Genomic DNA, 20,320 nt, shown 5'->3' on the forward strand with positions numbered 1-20,320 from the left:
CCTCCGCGTGCGGCCCGTATCGTCGCCCGTCGCCCGTCGGAAGGCCCGTGCTCCCGGGGAACCGGTCCGGGTCATGGCGGTCGCCCGACCGGAACCGCTTGTGGGCCCGGCGGTCAGGCGAGCTGTGGTGCCACCGCGGCGGCGATCAGGTCCAGGTGGTCCAGGTCGGCGAGGTCCAGCATCTGGAGGTACATCCGCTGCGAACCGACCGCCTGATACCGGGCGATCCGTTCGACGACCTCCGCCGGGGAGCCCGCGAGCCCGTTGGCCTTCAGCTCGTCGACATCACGGCCGATGGCGTCCGCCCGCCGCCTCACCTCGCTGTCGGTGCGGCCGACACACGCCACCAGGGCGTTGGAGTAGACGAGTTCGTCGGCCTTCCGCCCGGCCTCGCCCAACGCCGCCCGGACCCGGCCGAACTGCTGCTCCGTGTCCTCGACCGAGGCGAAGGGGATGTTGAACTCGTCGGCGTAGCGCGCCGCGAGCGCGGGGGTCCGCCTGGCGCCGTGCCCGCCGATCAGGACGGGCACCTTCTCCTGCGCGGGCTTGGGCAGCGCGGGCGAGTCCTTGAGCTGGTAATACGTTCCGTCGAAGGTGAAGCGCTCGCCGACCGGCGTGCCCCACAGCCCGGTGACGACGGCGAGTTGCTCCTCCAGCCGGCCGAACTTCTCCTTCGGGAAGGGAATCCCGTACGCCGTGTGCTCGGCCTCGTACCAGCCCGCGCCCAGGCCGAGTTCGACACGGCCGTCCGACATCTGGTCGACCTGGGCGACCTGGATGGCGAGGACACCGGGGAGGCGAAAGGTTCCGGCGGTCATCAACGTACCCAGGCGGATGCGGCTCGTCTCGCGCGCGATGCCGGCCAGGGTGATCCACGCGTCGGTGGGGCCGGGGAGCCCGTCGACGGATCCCATGTGCACATAGTGATCGGAGCGGAAGAAGGCTCCGTAATGAAGGTCTTCGGCGGCCTTGGCGACGCGGAGCAGCGTCTCGTAGGTCGCGCCTTGCTGCGGTTCTGTGAAGACTCGAAGATCCATGTATCCATCATGCACCGGTCACAACAGCCGTCCCGTGCCGAACCGCTGGCGCATCCGCCCCCTTCCGCGCCGTGCTACCACCTCTGCACGGCGAGCTGCGGGTACAGGTCGCTCAGATCGCCGGAGAGACCGGCCTTGACCTGGCGGGTGAGCGCGTCCGCGAGCACCTCGTGGGCATCCGTCTCGATCCCGTCGAGGGCCTGCCCGGCGACACTGTCCGCGGAGACCTTGGGCACGTCGAGGCTCGCGGTCAGGTCCGTGTCGACGTAGCCGACGTGCAGTCCGGTGACCTTGATCCCGCGCGGCTGGAGCTCCAGTCGCAGGGCGTTGCTCTGGGACCACAGGGCGGCCTTGGCGGCGCTGTAGCCGTCGGCGCCGGGCACCGTGACCCAGGACAGCACCGAGTGGACGGTGAGGATGTGCCCGCCACCGTTGCGCTCCAGGGCCGGGACGAAGGCCCGGGTGGCGAGGAGCGGTCCGAAGAAGTTGATGTCGAACTCGCGCCGTATGTCCTCGACGGGGGAGTCCAGGAACGACGTGGGGGCCGTCGCGCCCGCGTTGTTGATCAGGATGGTGACGTCCTGGGCCCGCGCGGCGGCGGCCGCGACGGACGCGGGGTCGGTGACCTCCAGGGCCAGCGGCACCGCGTCGGGGTGTTCCACGGTCCGCGGGTCGCGGGACGTCGCGTAGACCTTCTTGGCACCGCGTTCGTAGAGGGCGTCCACGAAGGCCTTGCCGATACCCCGGCTGCCGCCCGTCACAAGTGCCACCGAACCGTCGATGCTGGTCATGATCTTCTCCTTCTGAGGGCCGCCGGGAATCGGGGGATATGGGTGATCGAGGGAAACGGTGCCGGTCGAAGGGTGGCCGGCTGTGGCGTCCGCCGTGCCGTCCGCGGTGTCGGCCTCATCGTAAACCGATCGGTTTTCTGTGTTGCCCGCAACTGTAAACCGATCGGTTTCCGAGAAGCAAGCGGAGAACGTAAGCTGGGCTCATGACACAGGCGACCCCGACCGCGACCGCCGGTTCACCGACCCGCGACCGACTGCTCGACGCCGCGGCCGAGCTCTTCTACCGCGAGGGCGTCGGCGTCGGTGTCGAGGCGCTGTGCCGGGTCGCGGGGGTGTCCAAGCGGTCGATGTACCAGCTCTTCGACAGCAAGGACGACGTGCTGGCGGCGAGCCTGGAGCGCAGCGCGCCCGCGTACCTGGCGTTCCTGCTGCCCCCCGACGACGACCGGGCGCCGCGTGATCGCATCCTGCACGTGTTCGAACGTCTGGAGGAGATGGCCGCGCGTCCGGACTACCGCGGCTGCCCCTTCGTGGCCGTGAGCGCCGAGCTGAAGACACCGGATCACCCCGCGAGCCTGGTCGCCCGCCGTTGCAAGGACGAGCTGACCGCGTTCTTCCGGCGCGAGGCGGAGCGCGGCGGAGCCGGGGACCCCGAACTCCTCGCGCGCCAACTGACCGTCGCCTTCGACGGATCGGGCGTCCGGGCCGTCATGCAGGGCCGGGGCCTCGACGGCCTCGCCCTCGCGACCGCCACCGCCCTGCTCGCCGGCGCTGGCATGGACGGGGCCGACGGTGCCGTGGGCCCCGACCCGGAAACGTCCGGCTGACCTGCCCGGAAACGTCCGGCTGACCTGCCCGGAAGCTCCGGCCGACCTGCCCGGAGCCGTCGGCCTGTCTGCCGGGAACCGTCGGCCGAACCGGCCCGGAGCCGCCCACGGACCCGGCTCCGAAGCTCCGGCTGACCTGCCCGAAGGCTCCCGCTGACCAGCCCGCAACCTCCCGCTGACCCGGCCGGGAACCGTCGGCCGGCCCGCCTCGAAACCTCCGGACGGCCTGCCCCGAAGCCTCGGCCGGTGGCCTGGAATCGTTCGGTCGCACCATCCGCGCGCGGCGAAAAACCCCGGGTCCACCTGCGGCTTCCGCTGTACGTTGTGGGGGCGCGCCGAGGGCAGGCGTCGCCCCCTGCGGTCGGCCGCGGCGCGGCGTGGCCACGAGCCACGCGAGCCGCGGAGGAGCCGGGAGCGGCGACGGCCGAGACGCGCTCGCCCACGCTGTGACCCGACGGCGTCCTGCGGATGCGCGCGGCGCACCGGCCGGACGAGTCGCCGGGTGCCCACAGCTCAGAAGACGTTTCGAGGCAGACACACCGTGTTCCTGACGATCAGTACCACCGGTACCCCAGAGCGGCCCGCGACCGACCTCGGCTTCCTGCTGCACAAGCATCCGGACAACGCGCAGAAGTTCTCGACGTCGTACGGGACGGCGCATGTGCTGTACCCCGAGGCGACCGCCGAGCGGTGCACGGCCGCCCTGCTCCTGGAGGTCGACCCGGTGGCGCTGGTCAGGCGGGGCAAGGGGAAGGGGCGCGGCGGCGCCCCCGACGCGGCACTCGCGCAGTACGTCAACGACCGCCCGTACGCGGCCTCCTCACTGCTCGCCGTGGCGCTCAGCGCCGTGTTCACCAGCGCGATGAAGGGCCAGTGCAACGCCCGGCCCGAGCTGCCCGCCGAGACGAGGCCGCTGCGCGTCGAGGTGCCCGCGCTGCCCGCGCGCGGTGGCGCCGACCTGGTGCGAGCGCTCTTCGAGCCACTGGGCTGGACGGTGACGGCCGAGCCCGTGCCGCTCGACGAACGCTTCCCGGAGTGGGGCGACTCCCGTTACGTACGCCTGGAGCTGGCGTCGGAGGAGCTGACGCTCGCCGAAGCCCTGCGGCACCTGTACGTGCTGCTCCCGGTCCTCGACGACGCCAAGCACTACTGGGTGGCGTCCGACGAGGTCGACAAGCTGCTGCGGGCGGGTGAGGGCTGGCTGCAGCACCACCCGGAGCAGAAGCTGATCACCAGCCGCTATCTCTCCCGGCGCTGGTCGCTGACCCGGGAGGCCATGGAGCGGCTCGAACTCGCCCGGCTCGCCGAGACCGACGACATCGCGGTCGAGGAGATCGACAACGCCGTCGACGAGGAGACCGACACCGAGGAGAAGCCGATACCGCTCGCCGTGCAGCGCCGGGACGCGATCCTGGCCGCGCTGCACGCGTCGGGCGCGAGCCGGGTCCTCGATCTCGGCTGCGGACAGGGCCAGTTGGTGCAGGCCCTGCTCAAGGACACGCGGTTCACCGAGATCGTCGGGGTCGACGTGTCGATGCGGGCGCTCACCATCGCCTCGCGCCGCCTCAAGCTCGACCGCATGGGCGAGCGGCAGGCCGCCCGCGTCCAGCTCCTCCAGGGCTCGCTCGCCTACACCGACCGCCGGCTGAAGGGGTACGACGCCGCCGTGCTCAGCGAGGTCATCGAGCACGTCGACCTGCCCCGGCTGCCCGCCCTGGAGTACGCGGTGTTCGGCTCCGCCCGCCCGCGGACCGTCCTCGTGACGACCCCGAACGTCGAGTACAACGTCCGCTGGGAGACCCTGCCGGCCGGCCACTCCCGGCACGGCGACCACCGGTTCGAGTGGACCCGCGAGGAGTTCCGCTCCTGGGCCCGCGCGGTGGCCGAACGGCACGGATACGACGTGGAGTTCACCCCCGTCGGCCTCGACGACCCCGAGGTCGGCCCGCCCACCCAGATGGCCGTCTTCACCCTGGCCACCGGCACGACCGGAGCCACCGGCACGAATGGCACCCCGAACGCGAAGGAGGAGAAGGCCGCATGAGCGAGCAGACCGAACAGGGGCGCGTGCTGCCCGTCACCGACCTCTCCCTCGTGGTGCTGATCGGCGCCTCGGGCTCCGGCAAGTCCACGTTCGCCCGGCGGCACTTCAAGCCGACGGAGGTCATCTCCAGCGACTTCTGCCGGGGTCTGGTCGCCGACGACGAGAACGACCAGAGCGCCAGCGGCGACGCCTTCGACGTCCTGCACTACATCGCCGGCAAGCGGCTCGCGGCCGGCCGCCGGACCGTCGTCGACGCCACAAGCGTCCAGCAGGACAGCCGCCGCCAGTTGATCGAACTGGCCAGGAAGTACGACGTGCTGCCCATCGCCATCGTGCTCGACGTGCCCGAGGAGGTCTGCGCCGAGCGCAATGCGGCGCGCACCGACCGCGCCGAGATGCCGCGCCGCGTGATCCAGCGCCACATCCGCGAACTGCGGCGCTCGCTGCGCTCCCTGGAGCGGGAGGGCTTCCGCAAGGTGCACGTCCTGCGCGGGGTGACGGACATCGACGACGCGTCGGTGGTGACCGAGAAGCGGTTCAACGACCTGACCCACCTCACCGGCCCGTTCGACATCGTCGGCGACATCCACGGCTGCGCCTCCGAGCTGGAGACCCTGCTCGGCAAGCTCGGTTACGTCGACGGCGCGCACCCCGAGGGCCGTACGGCCGTGTTCGTGGGCGACCTCGTCGACCGCGGTCCGGACTCGCCCGGCGTGCTGCGCCGCGTGATGTCCATGGTCGCCTCCGGCGACGCCCTGTGCGTGCCCGGCAACCACGAGAACAAGCTCGGCCGCTATCTCAAGGGCCGCCAGGTCCAGCACACGCACGGACTCGCCGAGACCATCGAGCAGATGGACGCGGAGAGCGAGGAATTCCGCGCCTCGGTAAGGGAGTTCGTCGACGGGCTGGTCAGTCACTACGTCCTCGACGGCGGACGTCTCGTCGTCTGCCACGCCGGTCTGCCCGAGAAGTACCACGGCCGCACCTCGGGCCGGGTGCGCTCGCACGCGCTGTACGGCGACACCACGGGGGAGACCGACGAGTTCGGGCTGCCCGTGCGCTACCCGTGGGCGGAGGACTACCGGGGCCGCGCCGCGGTCGTCTACGGCCACACCCCGGTCCCCAACGCCACCTGGCTCAACAACACCATCTGCCTGGACACCGGCGCCGTGTTCGGCGGCAAGCTCAGCGCCCTGCGCTGGCCGGAGCGCGAGCTCGTCGACGTACCCGCCGAGCGGGTCTGGTACGAGCCGGCCAAGCCGCTGGCCACCGAGGCGCCGGGCGGTCACGAGGGCCGTCCGCTGGACCTGGCGGACGTGCACGGCCGCAGGGCGGTCGAGACCCGGCGCGCCGGGCGGGTGGCCGTCCGCGAGGAGAACGCGGCCGCGGCGCTGGAGGTCATGAGCCGTTTCGCGGTGGACCCGCGGCTGCTGCCGTACCTCCCGCCGACCATGGCGCCGACCGCGACGTCGCACCTCGACGGCTATCTGGAGCACCCCGCCGAGGCCTTCGCCCAGTACCGGGAGGACGGGGTCGCGCGGGTCGTGTGCGAGGAGAAGCACATGGGGTCGCGGGCGGTGGCCCTGGTCTGCCGGGACGCGGACGTGGCGCGCGAGCGGTTCGGCGTCGACGGCCCCACCGGGTCGCTGTACACCCGTACCGGCCGGCCCTTCTTCGACGACTCCGCCGTCACCGAGGAGATCCTCGGCCGGGTGCGCGCCGCGGCGACCGAGGCCGGGCTGTGGGAGGAGCTGGGCACCGACTGGGTGCTGCTGGACGCCGAGTTGATGCCGTGGTCGCTGAAGGCGTCCGGACTGCTGCGCAGTCAGTACGCCGCTGTCGGCGCCGCGTCCGGGGCGGTGTTCCCGGGAGTGGTGGCCGCGCTGGAGGGGGCGGCGGCTCGGGGCGTCGACGTCACGGACCTGCTGGCGCGCCAGCGTGAACGGGCCACGGACGCGCAGGCGTTCACGGACGCGTACCGCCGCTACTGCTGGACCACGGACGGCCTCGACGGCGTCCGCCTCGCACCGTTCCAGATCCTGGCCGTCCAGGGCCGGAGCCTCGCCGCGCTGCCGCACGACGAGCAACTCGCCCTGATCGACCGGCTCGTGGAGAACGACGGGAGCGGACTGCTGCACACCACGCGACGGCTCTTCGTCGACACCGCCGACCCGGAGTCGGTGCGGGCCGGTGTCGACTGGTGGCTGGAGATGACCGGCCGCGGCGGCGAGGGCATGGTCGTGAAGCCGGTCGGCGCGGTGGTGCGTGGCGAGCACGGGCGTCTGGTGCAGCCCGGCATCAAGTGCCGTGGCCGCGAGTACCTGCGGATCATCTACGGCCCGGAGTACACCCGTCCGGAGAACCTCGCCCGGCTGCGGGGCCGCTTCCTCAACCACAAGCGGTCCCTGGCCGTCCGCGAGTACGCACTCGGCCTCGAAGCCCTGGACCGCCTGGCCGAGGGCGAACCCCTGTGGCGCGTCCACGAGGCGGTGTTCGGAGTCCTCTCCCTGGAATCCGAACCGGTCGACCCCCGCTTGTAGCGGGTCCACCCTTTCGACCCCGGTGGGGCCCCGTCAGGGGCGCGAGGAACGGCGCGCCCGGCCCCCACCGGGGCGAACGCATGCCACCCCACCGGGAGCCCCGCAAGGGGCGCGGGGAACTGCGCGACAAGCCCCCACCGGGCCCGCAGCGGATCCGCCTCACCGGGGCACACGTACTCGACCCCGGCCGGGGAGACTCCGGTCAGGGCCCAGGGGCCAGAAACCTCAACCAACCAGGCGGAGCCGAACCCCGGCCACCCCCACCTGCACGGTCTGCCCCCACACAAGCTCCACCGCGTCCCCCTCCATCCCGTCCCCGAACACGATGAGCCGGTCCGACTCCACCGTGAGGGACAGCCGTCCGGACCCGGTGAGCTCGCCGGCCACGAGCGAGGTGCCCGTGGCCGGCGAGGGCCAGGCCTCGCGGACGAACCAGAGCAGGCGCTCGTCCGTGGGCCCCGGCAGCGGCAGCCGCTCCCCCCGCTCCTGCCACACCGAGCGCAGCCAGCCGGTGGCTCCGGTCCCGGTGCCCACCAGCACCCCGGAGGACGCCTGGGGTTCGACGGCACCCCCGTACTCGTCGAACCCCAGGCGATATCGGGCGGTCTGATGGCCGGCGGCTCCCAGGTAGATCTCGTTGAGGGCGACCAGCCGCTGGGTGTCGTCCGCGACCGCCTCGACCATCGTCAGCTCGTCGGCGCCGCCCCCGTGCGCCGAGGCGAGCAGCGCGCCCGCGTCCCCGGGCCGGTGCCGCACGAGCACGCCCGGATTGCGCCCGGGGTCGGCGTCGATCCCCACGACCGGCTGACCCGCCAGGTACTTGGCGACGTTGGCGACCAGCCCGTCCTGGCCGACCACGACCACCACGTCCTCCGGCGCGAACAGGAAACGGTCCAGATCGGCCCGCTCCACACGGGCCTGACGCCAGGTCAGCGGAATGGCCGCCACGACCGCGGCGAGCGCCTCGCGGGCCCGCCGGTGCCGCTCGGCGACCTCCGCGATGTCCCGGCCGCGCGAGGACAGGAAGAACGCCGCTTGTCCGTGCGTGCCGTGCCGGGCCGTCAACTCCTCGTACTCCGTGGTCCGGTGGACGATGACGACCCGGGGCGCGAGACTCACGCCGAGTCCCCGGCGGTGCCGTTGCCCAGCTTGGCGAGCAGCCCGGTGAGGACGTCGGGCGAGAGCGTGAGGTTCTCGATCCGCGGCAGGTTCTCGGCGAGGCGGCTGCCGGTCAGGGCGTGCAGCGTGGCGACATCGACGTCGCCGTGGACACGCAGCCAGGCCGCCTGCGCCTCGGCCCGTGCCGCGCCGACCTCGCGCGCCGCCTGCGCCTCGGCCCCCGCGAGCCGCACCTTGCGCGTGGCCTCCGCCTCGGCGAGCCGCAGCGACCGGGTGGCCTCCGCCTCGGCCAGCCGGACCGTGCGGGCCGCCTCCGCCCCGGCGCGCACCGCGTCCGCCGCCGCGAGCTCCTCGGCCTCGCGGCGCGCGTTCGTACCGCGCTGGTCGACCAACTGCTCCTCGCGCCGGGCGAGTTCGATCTGGCTGTGGAGTTCGTTCTCGGCGATGGCACGCTCCCGCTCGACGGCGACCGCCCGGCGTTCGTACGTGGCCTTGTCCGCGTCCTGCTGGATCTGCTCGCGGGCGGGGGTGCGCAGCGCCCGTTCCACCTCGGGCTCCGGGCGCAGCGCGACGACCCGCACCGCGACCACTTCCAGGCCGGTGGCGGGCAGCCGGGGTTCGGCGGCGAGGCCGTCCGCGATCCGCTCCCGTACCGCCGCGACGCCGTCGACCAGGGCGGACGCCAGTGACGTACGGGCGAGCACGTCCAGCGCGTGCTGCTGGGCCGTCTCGGTCAGCAGCGAGCCGAGCTGCTCCAGCGGGGTGCCGCGCCAGGCGCCGGAGTCGGGGTCTATGGAGAAGTCGATGCGGGCGGCGGCGACCGACGGGTCGCTGATCCGGTAGGTGACGGTCGCCTGTACCGCGACGTCCTGGAAGTCGGACGTACGGGCGTGGAAGGTCATCGCCAGCTCGCGGTCGTCGACGGGGACTTCGGAGAGCGCCGCGGTCAGGGAGCGGTACCAGAAGCTGAGCCCGGGACCGTCGTGGACCAGTTGCCCCGACTTGTGGTGCCGGATGTGGGCGGTGGGCGCCCCCCGCAGATGGCGCCAGCCGAGGCGTCGCGTGATGTCGGCCATGAGTACCCCCTAGACGCCGGGTCGGCCCGGCGGCTCCGCTTCTTCGTTGTCGTCATTGAGACGATAATGAATCGAGCGCTTATCGTCAAGGGGACGAAATGAATGCGAGGCGGCTGGAGCGATCCACGGGTGAACACGCGTCCGGATGGTCAGGATGGAGACATGGGATTCCACGTCGACTCCGAGGCCGGGCGGCTGCGCCGCGTCATCCTTCACCGGCCCGATCTCGAGCTCAAAAGGCTCACCCCCAGCAACAAGGACGCACTGCTCTTCGACGACGTGCTGTGGGTGCGCCGGGCGCGCGCGGAACACGACGGGTTCGCCGACGTCCTGCGCGACCGTGGGGTCACCGTCCACCTCTTCGGCGACCTGCTCACCGAGACGCTCGCGACCGGGGAGGCCAGGTCTCTCGTCCTGGACCGGGTCTTCGACGAGAAGGAGTACGGACCGCTCGCCACCGACCACCTCCGGGCCGCCTTCGAGGCGATGCCCGCCGGGGAGCTGGCCTCCGTGCTGGTCGGCGGCATGACCAAGCGCGAGTTCCTGGACGCGCACGCGGAACCCACCTCCGTGCGCTTCCATGTCATGGACCTCGACGACTTCCTGCTGCGGCCGCTGCCCAATCACCTCTTCACCCGTGACACCTCCGCCTGGATCTACGACGGGGTCTCCATCAACGCCATGCGCTGGCCGGCCCGGCAGCGCGAGACCGTGCACTTCGAGGCGATCTACCGGTATCACCCGCTGTTCCGCGAGGAGGGCTTCAACCTCTGGTCGGAGGGGCAGGCCGACTACCCGTCCACCATCGAGGGCGGCGACGTCCTCGTGATCGGCAACGGCGCGGTGCTCATCGGCATGAGCGAGCGGACGACGCCCCAGGCCGTCGAGATGCTCGCCCACAAGCTGTTCGCGGCCGGTTCCGCCCGCACCATCGTGGCGCTCGACATGCCCAAGCGGCGCGCGCTCATGCACCTCGACACGGTGATGACGATGGTCGACGGCGACATCTTCACGCAGTACGCCGGGCTCGGCATGCTCCGCTCGTACACCATCGAGCCGGGTGTGGGGGACAAGGAACTGAAGGTCACCGACCATCCCCCGGAGCACATGCACCGCGCCATCGCCGCGGCGCTCGGCCTCAACGAGATCCGGGTCCTGACCGCCACGCAGGACGTGCACGCGGCCGAGCGGGAGCAGTGGGACGACGGCTGCAACGTCCTCGCCGTCGAGCCGGGTGTCGTCATCGCCTACGAACGCAACTCCACCACCAACACCCACCTGCGCAAGCAGGGCATCGAGGTGATCGAGATCCCGGGAAGCGAGCTGGGCAGGGGCAGGGGCGGCCCCCGCTGCATGAGCTGCCCCGTGGTGCGGGACCCGGTCTAGCCGTACGGGGCCCGGTTCGCGGGGGTCCGAGCGGGCCGAGGGGCGGGGCCGTCGAGCGCGCTCGAACGACAGGCCGCATATAAATGCTGAGCGTCGTATAGAATTTCAGGCGTCCGGTCCCGTCCTCGTCCCCGTCATCCCTGGAGCGCCCCCATGGCGACAGTCCCGACCGCCCTCGCCGGCCGTCACTTCCTCAAGGAGCTGGACTTCACGGAGGAGGAGTTCCTCGGCCTGGTCGAGCTGGCCGCCGGACTCAAGGCGGACAAGAGGCTCGGGGCCGAGACCCGGTATCTCACGGGCGTGAACATCGCGCTGATCTTCGAGAAGACCTCGACGCGCACCCGCTGCGCCTTCGAGGTGGCCGCCGCCGACCAGGGTGCCTCGACGACGTACCTGGACCCGGCCGGCTCCCAGATCGGCCACAAGGAGTCCGTGAAGGACACCGCCCGCGTCCTCGGCCGCATGTTCGACGCGATCGAGTACCGCGGCGACAGCCAGGACGCGGTGGAGGAGCTGGCCGCCCACGCCGGAGTGCCGGTCTACAACGGCCTGACCGACGCGTGGCACCCCACCCAGATGCTGGCCGACGTCCTCACGATGACCGAGCACTGCGACAAGCCGGTCCGCGAGATCACCTTCGCCTATCTGGGTGACGCCCGTTTCAACATGGGCAACTCGTACGTGATCACCGGCGCGCTGCTCGGTATGGACGTGCGGATAGTGGCCCCGCGGGCCTACTGGCCGGCCGACGAGATCGTCGCGCGGGCCCGCGAACTCGCGGCGAAGAGCGGCGGCGCCGTCACCCTCACCGAGGACGTGGCCGAGGGTGTGCGGGGCGCCGACTTCGTCGCCACCGACGTCTGGGTCTCCATGGGGGAGCCCAAGGAGGTGTGGGCCGAGCGCATCGCCGCCCTCGTCCCGTACGCCGTGACCATGGACGTGCTGCGCGCCACCGGGAACCCGGACGTCCGGTTCCTGCACTGCCTGCCGGCCTTCCACGACCTCGGCACCCGGGTCGGCCGCGAGCTGTACGACGTGTACGGACTCGACTCGCTGGAGGTGACCGACGAGGTCTTCGAGTCGGCGCACTCCGTGGTGTTCGACCAGGCCGAGAACCGGCTCCACACCATCAAGGCGATCATGGTCGCCACGCTGGCCTGATCTCTGCGCGGGCCCGCCGCCCCCGTACGTCGTACGCGTGTCCCGTGCGGACCGCTACAGCGCCGGCCGGCGCTGGGCGGGGATCACGGGCAGCCTGAACCAGACCGCCTTGCCGGAGTCGGTGGGGCGGTGTCCGCAGGCCGAGCTGAGCGCGCGGAGCAGCAGCAGACCGCGCCCGTGCTCCTGCCAGGGGTCCGGCTCGCCGGGCGGGTGCGGCAGCGTGAGATCGAGCGGCGGCACCGGGTCCGGGTCGTGCACCTCGACCCGGCAGCCGGTCGGCATCAGCTCGACGACCAGCTCTATGGGGCCGTCGCCCGCGGTGTGCTCGACCGCGTTGGCGACCAGCTCCGCCGTGAGCAGCTCGGCGGTGTCGCTGTCGGCCGCGTGCTCCCGTTCCGCGAGTGCTGTGCGGACCAGGGCGCGGGCCACCGGCACGGCCGCGACGGTGTGCGGCAGCGCGATGCGCCAGGAGGCGGGTGCTGGGGTGTCGGGCAAGGCGAGTCCGTTCATGGAGCAGGCTGTCCTGCTTGCAACCTAAGGAATGGTACGGCTCCACCGGCCGAACGCGCGCGGTGGGCTTTCTCGGGACATCGGCCGATGTGTTCCGCGGGGGGTGCGGCCTCCTTTCGGGACGTTCGGTCCGATACGGGCTGTGTACCCGGACGAACGGTCCCCCTCCCGCGTCCGCTCCCGCCGTTACACGTCTGTCGAAGGTCCGTGACGGGGTGACGGACCACGGCTCCCTCGCGCCCCCGTGTTCACGAGGTGTGTCGGCTCGCTCACCACGCGCGACTGTCCTTTCATGGCTCGTAGTCATCACGCCCGGCTCGTAGTCGTCACGCTTTCGCGGCGTCGCCCCTCCGCCCTGTCCCTCCATCGCTCTATCGCGCACTCGTGACGACAGTCACGAACGAGTGATAGCTTGATGGGACGGCCGTATCGCGTCGCCCCCGCCCTAGGAGGCCGCCCGCCATGAGTCCCTTCACCGGCTCCGCCGCCCGCACCGCCGACTGGCGGCATCTGAGGTACGAGCTCACCGACGGCGTCGCCACCGTCACCCTGGCCCGCCCCGAGAAACTCAACGCGCTCACCTTCGGTGCCTACGCAGACCTGCGCGACCTGCTCGCCGAGCTGTCCCGCGAGCGGTCCGTGCGGGCCCTGGTGCTCGCCGGCGAGGGCCGCGGATTCTGCTCGGGCGGCGACGTCGACGAGATCATCGGCGCGACCCTCTCCATGGACACCGTCCAGCTCCTCGACTTCAACCGGATGACCGGGCAGGTCGTCAGGGCTGTACGGGAATGCCCGTTCCCGGTGATCGCGGCGGTGCACGGGGTGGCGGCGGGCGCCGGAGCCGTTCTGGCGCTGGCCGCGGACTTCCGGGTGGCCGACCCGAGCGCCCGCTTCGCCTTCCTCTTCACCCGGGTCGGGCTGTCCGGCGGCGACATGGGCGCGGCCTACCTGCTGCCCCGCGTGGTCGGACTCGGCCACGCGACCCGGCTGCTGATGCTCGGCGAACCGGTGCGGGCACCCGAGGCCGAGCGCATCGGGCTGATCAGCGAACTCACCGACGAGGGCCACGCGGACGAGGGCGCCCAGGCGCTGGCCCGCCGTCTCGCCGACGGCCCGGCGCTCGCGTACGCCCAGACCAAGGCGCTGCTCACCGCCGAACTGGACATGCCGCTCGCGGCCGCCGTCGAACTGGACGCCGCGACCCAGGCCCTGCTGATGAACGGCGAGGACTACACCGAGTTCCACGCCGCCTTCACGGAGAAGCGGGCCCCGAAGTGGCGGGGGAGGTGAGCCTCGGATGCGGGTGAAGGCCTACGCCCGGCGTGTCGCGGTGATCGGCGGTGGCCCCGGCGGGCTCTACGCCGCCGCGCTCCTCAAACGCCTGGACCCGGACCGCGAGATCACCGTCTGGGAGCGCAACGCGCCCGACGACACCTTCGGCTTCGGCGTCGTCCTCTCGGACGAGACCCTCGGCGGCATCGAGCACGCCGACCCGGTCGTGTACGCCGCGCTCCAGGCCGAGTTCGTCCGCTGGGACGACATCGACATCGTGCACCGCGGGGTGCGGCACACCTCCGGCGGCCACGGCTTCGCCGCGCTCGGGCGGCGCCGGCTCCTGGAGATCCTGCACGAACGCTGCCGCTCGCTCGGCGTCGACCTGCGCTTCACCGCCGAGGCCCCGCCCGTGGACGACCTCATGGCGGAGTACGACCTCGTGGTCGCCGCCGACGGTGTGCACAGCCTCACCCGCGCGGCCCACGCGGAGGTGTTCCGGCCGTCCGTCGAGGAGCACCGCTGCCGCTACGTCTGGCTCGCCGCCGACTTCGCCTTCGACGCCTTCCGCTTCGAGATCGCCGAGACCGAACACGGCGTGATGCAGCTCCACGGCTACCCCTACTCGGCCCACGACTCCACCGTCATCGTCGAGATGCGCGAAGAGGTCTGGCGTGCCGCGGGGTTCGCCGGCCTCGACGAGGCGGAGTCCATCGAGCGGTGCGGCAAGATCTTCGCGGACGCGCTCGGCGGACGCCCGCTGCGCGCCAACAACTCGACGTGGACGACCTTCCGCACGATCGTCAACGACCGCTGGTCGCACGGGAATCTGGTCCTGCTCGGCGACGCGGCGCACACCGCGCACTTCTCCATCGGCTCCGGGACGAAGCTCGCCGTCGAGGACGCGCTCGCCCTGGCCGCCTGTCTGGAAGAACAGGCCACGCTGGAAGAGGCGTTGACGGCCTACGAGGAGGAACGGCGCCCGGTCGTCGCCTCCACCCAGCGGGCCGCCCGCGCCAGCCTCGACTGGTTCGAGAACGTCGGCCGCCATCTCGGCCAGCCCACCCGGCAGTTCGCGTTCAACCTCCTCACCCGCAGCCGCCGTGTCACGCACGACAACCTGCGGCTGCGCGATCCGCGCTTCGTGGCCGCGGTCGAGCGCGAGTTCCGCTGCCCGCCCGGCACCCCGCCGATGTTCACCCCGTTCCGGCTGCGCGGACTGACCCTGCGCAACCGTGTCGTCGTGTCGCCGATGGACATGTACTCGGCCGTGGACGGCGTCCCCGGGGACTTCCATCTCGTCCACCTGGGCGCCCGGGCCCTGGGCGGCGCCGGACTGGTCATGACCGAGATGGTGTGCGTCAGCGCCGAGGGGCGCATCACGCCCGGCTGCGCCGGCCTCTACACCGCGCGCCAGGCCGAATCCTGGCGGCGGATCGTGGACTTCACCCACCGTCAGGCCCCGGGAGCCGCGATCGGCCTCCAGCTCGGCCACGCCGGCCGCAAGGGCTCGACACGGCTCATGTGGGAGGGCATCGACGAACCCCTGCCGGACGGCAACTGGCCCCTCGTGGCCGCCTCGCCGCTCCCGTACAAGCGGGACAGCCAGACACCCCGTGAGCTCTCGCGTGCCCAGCTCACCGATCTGCGCGAGCAGTTCACCGCGGCCGCCTGCCGCGGGGCCCGCTGCGGCTTCGACCTCCTCGAACTGCACTGCGCCCACGGCTACCTGCTCTCCGGCTTCCTCTCCCCGCTGACCAACCGGCGGACCGACGCGTACGGCGGGTCGCTGGAGAAGCGGCTGCGCTTCCCCCTCGAAGCGTTCGACGCGATGCGGGCGGTGTGGCCCGCCGAGCGCCCGATGACCGTACGCATCTCCGCCACCGACTGGGCCGAAGGCGGCACCACGGGCGACGACGCGGTCGCGATCGCCCGGGCCTTCGCCGCGCACGGCGCCGACGCGGTGGACGTGTCGACCGGCCAGGTCGTGGCGGACGAACGCCCCGAGTACGGCCGCTCGTACCAGACGCCGTACGCGGACCGGATCCGGCACGAGACCGGGATCCCGGTGATCGCCGTCGGCGCGATCTCCTCCTGGGACGACGTCAACTCCCTGATCCTGGCCGGGCGGACGGACCTGTGCGCGCTCGCCAGGCCGCATCTGTACGACCCGAACTGGACGCTGCACGCCGCCGCCGAACAGGGCTACGAAGGGCCGGGCGCCGCCTGGCCGCTGCCCTACCGCGCCGGCAGCCGCCCGCCGCAGACCGGCCGCACCGACGCCCCGAAACCGCGTCTCACCCTGGGTACGTGAGCGATTCCGGGTGCCCCGACCACGGGGGCACCCCCGCGAACTCCGCGCCCGCGTCCCGCAGTCGCTCGTGCAGCGCCCGGAAGACGGTCGCCGAACGGGCGCCGGGCCAGTCCTCGGGGAGCAGGGCCGCGGGCAACCCCGGGTCGGTGTAAGGGAGATGGCGCCAGGAGTCGAGGGCGAGCAGATAGTCGCGGTAGGCCTCGTCGGGCGGGGTGTCCGTCCGGTCCTCCCAGGTGTGCAGCACGCGCGCGTGCCGGCCGAGGAACGCCTCGTGCTCCTTGGCGATCGCGGTCAGGTCCCACCAGCGCGCCACCGCGTCGGCCGTCGCCGCGAACCCCAGATGCTCGCCCCGGAACAGCTCCACGTACCCGTCGAGCCGCAGCCGTTCCAGGGTGTGCCGGGTCTCCTCGTACAGCCGGGCCGGGGCGATCCACACCCCGGGAGCGGCCGTGCCGAAGCCCAGGCCGGCCAGCCGCGAACGCAGGACGTGCCGCTTCTGCCGCTCCGACTCGGGCACGGAGAACACGGCGAGCACCCAGCCGCCGTCCTCGGGAGGTGTCGTCGCGTACACCCGGCGGTCGCCGTCGTCGAGCAACTGCCGTGCGTCCGGCGACAACGCGTAGCCGGCCGCGCCCGCCACGGTGCGCGCGGGCTCCAGCAGCCCGCGGCGCTTGAGCCGGGACACCGACGAACGCACCGAGGGCGCGTCCACGCCGACCGCGGCGAGGAGCCGGATCAACTCGGCCACCGGTACCGGACCGGGCGCGAAGCGGCCGTAGGCGCCGTAGAAGGTGACGATGAGGGACCGGGGGGCGTGGTGCTCTGACACGTTGATCACTCTAGTGCGCGAAGATCACTTGAGATCGCCGTCCGCGGGCAGGCCGCCCTCGGGCGCAGAGGCCGGCTCCCGCGGAACAGTCGGCGACGAGGTGCCCGTACCGCCGTCGGAACGGGTCTCCTCCCGCAGTCTGAACCGCTGGAGCTTGCCCGTGGCGGTCCGGGGCAGCGCGTCCAGGAAGACGATCTCGCGGGGGCATTTGTACGGCGCCAGCTCGGACTTGAGGAAAGCGCGCAGCACCTCGCCGTCCCTGCGGGCACCCTCCTTGACCACGGTGTACGCCACCACGATCTGCCCGCGCGCCTCGTCGGTCCGTCCGACGACGGCCGTCTCCAGGACGTCCGGGTGCCGCAGCAGCGCGTCCTCGACCTCGGAGCCCGCGATGTTGTACCCGGCCGAGATGATCATGTCGTCGGCGCGGGCCACGTAGCGGAAGTAGCCGTCGGGGTCGCGGACATAGGTGTCACCGGTGATGTTCCAGCCGTCGCGCACGTACTCCCGCTGCCGGGGGTCGGCGAGATACCGGCAGCCGACCGGGCCGCGCACGGCCAGCAGGCCGGGTTCGCCGTCCGGCACCGGCGTCCCGTCGGCGTCGACCACGCGCGCGTGCCAGCCCGGCACGGGCAGGCCCGTCGTGCCGGGGCGGATCCGCCCGTCGGCGGCGGAGATGAAGATGTGCAGCAGTTCGGTGGCGCCGATGCCGTTGATGATGCCGAGCCCGGTGCGGCCCTCCCAGTCCCGCCAGGTCGCGGCGGGAAGGTTCTCGCCCGCGGACACGCAGCGGCGCAGCGACGCGACGTCGTGCCCGTCCGCCTCCGCCATCTCCGCCAGCATCGCCCGGTAGGCGGTCGGCGCGGTGAACAGCACGGAGACGCGGTGCTCGGCGATCGCGGGCAGCAACTGCCGGGGGCCCGCCTGTTCGAGCAGCAGGGAGCAGGCCCCGGCGCGCAGCGGGAAGACCACGAGACCGCCGAGCCCGAACGTGAAGCCCAGGGGCGGACTGCCCGCGAAGACGTCGTCCTCGCGCGGCCGCAGCACATGCTTCGAGAACGTGTCCGCGATCGCCAGCACGTCGCGGTGGAAGTGCATGCAGCCCTTGGGCCGGCCGGTGGTGCCCGAGGTGAACGCGATCAGCGCCACGTCGTCGGCGGCCGTGTCCACCGGGTCGAAGGGCTCGTCCGGGGCGCCGGTGATCCGCAGCAGCAGATCGTCGGGCGCGTCACCGCCGTACGTCGTGACCCGCAGCCCGGGAACCTCCGCCTTGACCAGGTCGTCGACCGAGCGGACGTCGCACAGGGCGTGCGTCACCCGTGCGATCGAGCAGATCGTGCCCAGTTCGTGCGGCCGCTGCTGCGCGAGCACCGTGACGGCGACCGCGCCCGCCTTCAGCACCGCCAGCCAGCAGGCGGCGAGCCACGGTGTGGTCGGGCCGCGCAGCAGCACCCGGTTGCCCGTCACGACCCCCAGCTCGCCGGTCAGCACATGGGCGATCCGGTCGACCCGGGCGCGGAGCTGTCCGTACGTCCACGGCGCTCCGGACGGCGTACGGAACACCGGGCGTTCGGGGTCGGTGTCCGCGAGGAGCTCGGCGGCGCAGTTGAGCCGGACGGGGTAGCGCAGCTCGGGCAGGTCGAAGCGGAGCTCGGGCCACTGCTCGGGGGGCGGGAGATGGTCACGCGCGAAGGTGTCGACGTGGGCCGAGCGTGCCGGCCCCGGAATGTCTGCGGGATCCAGGGGATCCACAAGGTCCATGGCGTCTCGCCCCCTTGCCTTGGTGGGCTGCCTCGGTGGGCGTCGTGGTGGGCTCGCACAAGGAGCGTATCGTGTTGGTGACGACAGTCAACGGTTCGCGATAACGTGGGTGGCGTCCGATGGGGAGAGAGGACGGGCAATGACCGCATTCTCGCTCGAACCGGTGCAGATCGCCTGGTGTGCCGAGCTGCGCGCGCTGGCCGCGGACCACCTGCGCCCCCTCGCCGACAAGGGCGAGCCGGGCCACGTCAACCGGCCGCTCGTCGCCGAACTCGGTCGGCTCGGACTGCTCTCCCGCCTGTTCACCTCCGGCGCCCTCGACCTCTGCCTCATGCGCGAGTCGCTGGCCCAGGTCTGCACCGAGGCCGAGACGGCACTCGCCCTCCAGGGGCTCGGCGCCCATCCCGTCCACGCCCACGGCACCGACGCCCAGCGCGGACACTGGCTGCCCCGGGTCGCGGACGGCACCGCCGTGGCGGCCTTCGCGCTGAGCGAGCCCGGCGCCGGTTCGGACGCCGCCGCGCTGGCGCTCCGGGCGGACGAGGACGGCACCGGCGGCTGGCGGCTCACCGGCGAGAAGTGCTGGATCTCCAACGCCCCCGAGGCCGACCTCTACACCGTCTTCGCGCGCACCGCGCCCGACGCCGGCGCCCGCGGTGTCACCGCCTTCCTCGTCCCCGCCGACCGCCCCGGGCTCACCGGCACCCCGCTCGACATGCTCTCCCCGCACCCCATCGGCGCCCTCGCCTTCGACGCCGTACCCGTCACGGCGGACGACGTGCTCGGCGAACCCGGCCACGGGTTCCGGGTCGCCATGAACACCCTCAACCTCTTCCGGCCGAGCGTGGGCGCCTTCGCCGTCGGCATGGCGCAGGCCGCGCTGGACGCGGCCCTCGCGCACACGGCGCGGCGCGAGGCGTTCGGCGGCCCGCTGAAGAACCTCCAGACCGTGGCCCACCAGGTCGCCGAGATGGCGCTGCGCACCGAGGCGGCCCGGCTGATGGTGTACGCGGCGGCGGCGGCGTACGACGCGGGGGCGCCGGACGTGCCCCGCCGGGCGGCGATGGCGAAACTGCTCGCGACCGAGACCGCCCAGTACGTCGTGGACGCGGCCGTCCAGTTGCACGGGGCCCGCGCCCTGCGCCGTGGCCACCTGCTCGAACACCTCTACCGCGAGGTGCGCGCGCCGCGCATCTACGAGGGGGCCAGCGAAGTCCAACGGACCATCATCGCGAAGGAGTTGTACCGCGTATGACCGTCGAGCGCGTCAATCCGCCCGAGCTCTCCCCGCCGGCCGGGTTCTCGCACGCCGTCGTCGCCACCGGCTCCCGCGTCGTTTTCCTGGCCGGGCAGACCGCCCTGGACGTGGACGGAAAGGTGGTGGGGGAGACCCTGCCCGCGCAGTTCGAGCGGGCGCTGGCCAATCTGCTGACCGCGCTGCGGGCGGCGGGCGGCACCCCCGCGGACCTGGCCCGGGTGACGGTCTTCGCCACGGACGTCGCCGACTATCGTGCCCATGCCGCCGAACTGGGCGGTATCTGGCGCCGGCTGGCGGGCCGCGACTACCCCGCGATGGCCGTCGTCGGCGCCGTGCGCCTGTGGGACGAACAGGCGCTGGTCGAGCTCGACGGCTTCGCCGTGCTGGCGTAGGAC

16 protein-coding genes are annotated in these 20,320 nt (G+C 72.4%); 9 read left to right on the forward strand and 7 right to left on the reverse strand.

All coding sequences use genetic code 11. From position 1 onward, the window contains the following. Positions 1 to 113: 113 nt before the first annotated feature. Positions 114 to 1,037: an LLM class F420-dependent oxidoreductase gene (locus tag ACIQ7M_RS29330; protein ID WP_403650024.1), complete on the reverse strand. Its 924-nt coding sequence runs from the start codon at positions 1,035 to 1,037 to the stop codon at positions 114 to 116. Positions 1,038 to 1,111: 74 nt separating this feature from the next. Beyond that, the gene (locus ACIQ7M_RS29335; protein ID WP_403650027.1) at positions 1,112 to 1,828 is read right to left on the reverse strand and encodes an SDR family oxidoreductase; all 717 of its coding nucleotides are present in this window, start codon (positions 1,826 to 1,828) and stop codon (positions 1,112 to 1,114) included. 203 nt (positions 1,829 to 2,031) lie between these two features. On the opposite strand from ACIQ7M_RS29335, the gene ACIQ7M_RS29340 reads away from it, so the two are divergent. From ACIQ7M_RS29340 to ACIQ7M_RS29350, 3 genes are all read left to right on the forward strand, one after another. Continuing rightward, on the forward strand, positions 2,032 to 2,655 hold the full coding sequence (locus ACIQ7M_RS29340) for a TetR/AcrR family transcriptional regulator (RefSeq protein ID WP_403650030.1): 624 nt from the start codon (positions 2,032 to 2,034) through the stop codon (positions 2,653 to 2,655). Between the two features lie 541 nt (positions 2,656 to 3,196). Continuing rightward, positions 3,197 to 4,699 carry a 3' terminal RNA ribose 2'-O-methyltransferase Hen1 gene (locus ACIQ7M_RS29345; RefSeq protein ID WP_403650201.1) on the forward strand — a complete coding sequence of 501 codons (1,503 nt, stop codon included), beginning with the start codon at positions 3,197 to 3,199 and terminating at the stop codon, positions 4,697 to 4,699. Continuing rightward, entirely contained in the window at positions 4,696 to 7,239 is a 2,544-nt protein-coding gene (locus tag ACIQ7M_RS29350; RefSeq protein ID WP_403650033.1) for a polynucleotide kinase-phosphatase, read from the forward strand. Before ACIQ7M_RS29345 ends, ACIQ7M_RS29350 begins: the two co-directional genes overlap by 4 nt. A gap of 225 nt (positions 7,240 to 7,464) precedes the next feature. Here ACIQ7M_RS29350 and ACIQ7M_RS29355 read toward each other — a convergent pair whose 3' ends face one another. Both ACIQ7M_RS29355 and ACIQ7M_RS29360 read right to left on the reverse strand, forming a co-directional pair. Next, positions 7,465 to 8,358 carry a hypothetical protein gene (locus ACIQ7M_RS29355; protein WP_403650035.1) on the reverse strand — a complete coding sequence of 298 codons (894 nt, stop codon included), beginning with the start codon at positions 8,356 to 8,358 and terminating at the stop codon, positions 7,465 to 7,467. Then, positions 8,355 to 9,434: an SPFH domain-containing protein gene (locus tag ACIQ7M_RS29360; protein WP_355762980.1), complete on the reverse strand. Its 1,080-nt coding sequence runs from the start codon at positions 9,432 to 9,434 to the stop codon at positions 8,355 to 8,357. Before ACIQ7M_RS29360 ends, ACIQ7M_RS29355 begins: the two co-directional genes overlap by 4 nt. A gap of 162 nt (positions 9,435 to 9,596) precedes the next feature. On the opposite strand from ACIQ7M_RS29360, the gene ACIQ7M_RS29365 reads away from it, so the two are divergent. Both ACIQ7M_RS29365 and argF read left to right on the forward strand, forming a co-directional pair. Then, positions 9,597 to 10,820 carry an arginine deiminase gene (locus ACIQ7M_RS29365; RefSeq protein WP_355762977.1) on the forward strand — a complete coding sequence of 408 codons (1,224 nt, stop codon included), beginning with the start codon at positions 9,597 to 9,599 and terminating at the stop codon, positions 10,818 to 10,820. Positions 10,821 to 10,973: 153 nt separating this feature from the next. Beyond that, on the forward strand, positions 10,974 to 11,981 hold the full coding sequence (argF, locus tag ACIQ7M_RS29370; protein WP_355762975.1) for an ornithine carbamoyltransferase: 1,008 nt from the start codon (positions 10,974 to 10,976) through the stop codon (positions 11,979 to 11,981). 54 nt (positions 11,982 to 12,035) lie between these two features. Here argF and ACIQ7M_RS29375 read toward each other — a convergent pair whose 3' ends face one another. After that, complete coding sequence (locus ACIQ7M_RS29375; RefSeq protein ID WP_355762972.1) at positions 12,036 to 12,491, reverse strand: ATP-binding protein; 456 nt, start codon at positions 12,489 to 12,491, stop codon at positions 12,036 to 12,038. Between the two features lie 462 nt (positions 12,492 to 12,953). Here ACIQ7M_RS29375 and ACIQ7M_RS29380 point away from each other — a divergent pair, with 462 nt between their 5' ends. Next, the gene (locus ACIQ7M_RS29380) at positions 12,954 to 13,781 is read left to right on the forward strand and encodes an enoyl-CoA hydratase family protein (protein ID WP_403650040.1); all 828 of its coding nucleotides are present in this window, start codon (positions 12,954 to 12,956) and stop codon (positions 13,779 to 13,781) included. Positions 13,782 to 13,788: 7 nt separating this feature from the next. Continuing rightward, positions 13,789 to 16,077, forward strand: a complete 2,289-nt coding sequence (locus tag ACIQ7M_RS29385) for a bifunctional salicylyl-CoA 5-hydroxylase/oxidoreductase (RefSeq protein WP_403650043.1) — start codon at positions 13,789 to 13,791, stop codon at positions 16,075 to 16,077. On the opposite strand, the gene ACIQ7M_RS29390 is transcribed toward ACIQ7M_RS29385, so the two are convergent. Together ACIQ7M_RS29390 and ACIQ7M_RS29395 are read right to left on the reverse strand one after the other, a co-directional pair. Beyond that, a complete protein-coding gene (locus tag ACIQ7M_RS29390; RefSeq protein ID WP_403650046.1) occupies positions 16,061 to 16,915 on the reverse strand; it encodes a PaaX family transcriptional regulator C-terminal domain-containing protein in 855 nt (284 codons plus the stop codon). The genes ACIQ7M_RS29385 and ACIQ7M_RS29390 overlap by 17 nt on opposite strands. A gap of 15 nt (positions 16,916 to 16,930) precedes the next feature. Next, positions 16,931 to 18,667 (reverse strand): AMP-binding protein, encoded by a 1,737-nt coding sequence (locus ACIQ7M_RS29395; protein WP_403650049.1) that lies wholly within the window; start codon positions 18,665 to 18,667, stop codon positions 16,931 to 16,933. A gap of 139 nt (positions 18,668 to 18,806) precedes the next feature. Here ACIQ7M_RS29395 and ACIQ7M_RS29400 point away from each other — a divergent pair, with 139 nt between their 5' ends. Further along, the gene (locus ACIQ7M_RS29400) at positions 18,807 to 19,922 is read left to right on the forward strand and encodes an acyl-CoA dehydrogenase family protein (RefSeq protein WP_403650052.1); all 1,116 of its coding nucleotides are present in this window, start codon (positions 18,807 to 18,809) and stop codon (positions 19,920 to 19,922) included. Next, the gene (locus tag ACIQ7M_RS29405) at positions 19,919 to 20,317 is read left to right on the forward strand and encodes a RidA family protein (RefSeq protein ID WP_389840984.1); all 399 of its coding nucleotides are present in this window, start codon (positions 19,919 to 19,921) and stop codon (positions 20,315 to 20,317) included. The genes ACIQ7M_RS29400 and ACIQ7M_RS29405 overlap by 4 nt, the downstream gene beginning before the upstream one ends. The last annotated feature ends 3 nt before the right edge of the window (positions 20,318 to 20,320 follow it).

This window comes from Streptomyces sp. NPDC096324, assembly GCF_044763015.1.
Classification (GTDB): Bacteria; Actinomycetota; Actinomycetes; order Streptomycetales; family Streptomycetaceae; genus Streptomyces.

What these genes read in the sequence shown, in the direction of transcription:
- argF (WP_355762975.1), top strand. Translation starts at nt 10,974, where the DNA reads ATGGCGACAGTCCCGACCGCCCTCGCCGGCCGTCACTTCCTCAAGGAG.
- ACIQ7M_RS29335 (WP_403650027.1), bottom strand. Translation starts at nt 1,828, where the DNA reads ATGACCAGCATCGACGGTTCGGTGGCACTTGTGACGGGCGGCAGCCGG.
- ACIQ7M_RS29360 (WP_355762980.1), bottom strand. Translation starts at nt 9,434, where the DNA reads ATGGCCGACATCACGCGACGCCTCGGCTGGCGCCATCTGCGGGGGGCG.
- ACIQ7M_RS29340 (WP_403650030.1), top strand. Translation starts at nt 2,032, where the DNA reads ATGACACAGGCGACCCCGACCGCGACCGCCGGTTCACCGACCCGCGAC.
- ACIQ7M_RS29405 (WP_389840984.1), top strand. Translation starts at nt 19,919, where the DNA reads ATGACCGTCGAGCGCGTCAATCCGCCCGAGCTCTCCCCGCCGGCCGGG.
- ACIQ7M_RS29375 (WP_355762972.1), bottom strand. Translation starts at nt 12,491, where the DNA reads ATGAACGGACTCGCCTTGCCCGACACCCCAGCACCCGCCTCCTGGCGC.
- ACIQ7M_RS29385 (WP_403650043.1), top strand. Translation starts at nt 13,789, where the DNA reads ATGCGGGTGAAGGCCTACGCCCGGCGTGTCGCGGTGATCGGCGGTGGC.
- ACIQ7M_RS29330 (WP_403650024.1), bottom strand. Translation starts at nt 1,037, where the DNA reads ATGGATCTTCGAGTCTTCACAGAACCGCAGCAAGGCGCGACCTACGAG.
- ACIQ7M_RS29350 (WP_403650033.1), top strand. Translation starts at nt 4,696, where the DNA reads ATGAGCGAGCAGACCGAACAGGGGCGCGTGCTGCCCGTCACCGACCTC.
- ACIQ7M_RS29365 (WP_355762977.1), top strand. Translation starts at nt 9,597, where the DNA reads ATGGGATTCCACGTCGACTCCGAGGCCGGGCGGCTGCGCCGCGTCATC.
- ACIQ7M_RS29400 (WP_403650052.1), top strand. Translation starts at nt 18,807, where the DNA reads ATGACCGCATTCTCGCTCGAACCGGTGCAGATCGCCTGGTGTGCCGAG.
- ACIQ7M_RS29395 (WP_403650049.1), bottom strand. Translation starts at nt 18,667, where the DNA reads ATGGACCTTGTGGATCCCCTGGATCCCGCAGACATTCCGGGGCCGGCA.
- ACIQ7M_RS29380 (WP_403650040.1), top strand. Translation starts at nt 12,954, where the DNA reads ATGAGTCCCTTCACCGGCTCCGCCGCCCGCACCGCCGACTGGCGGCAT.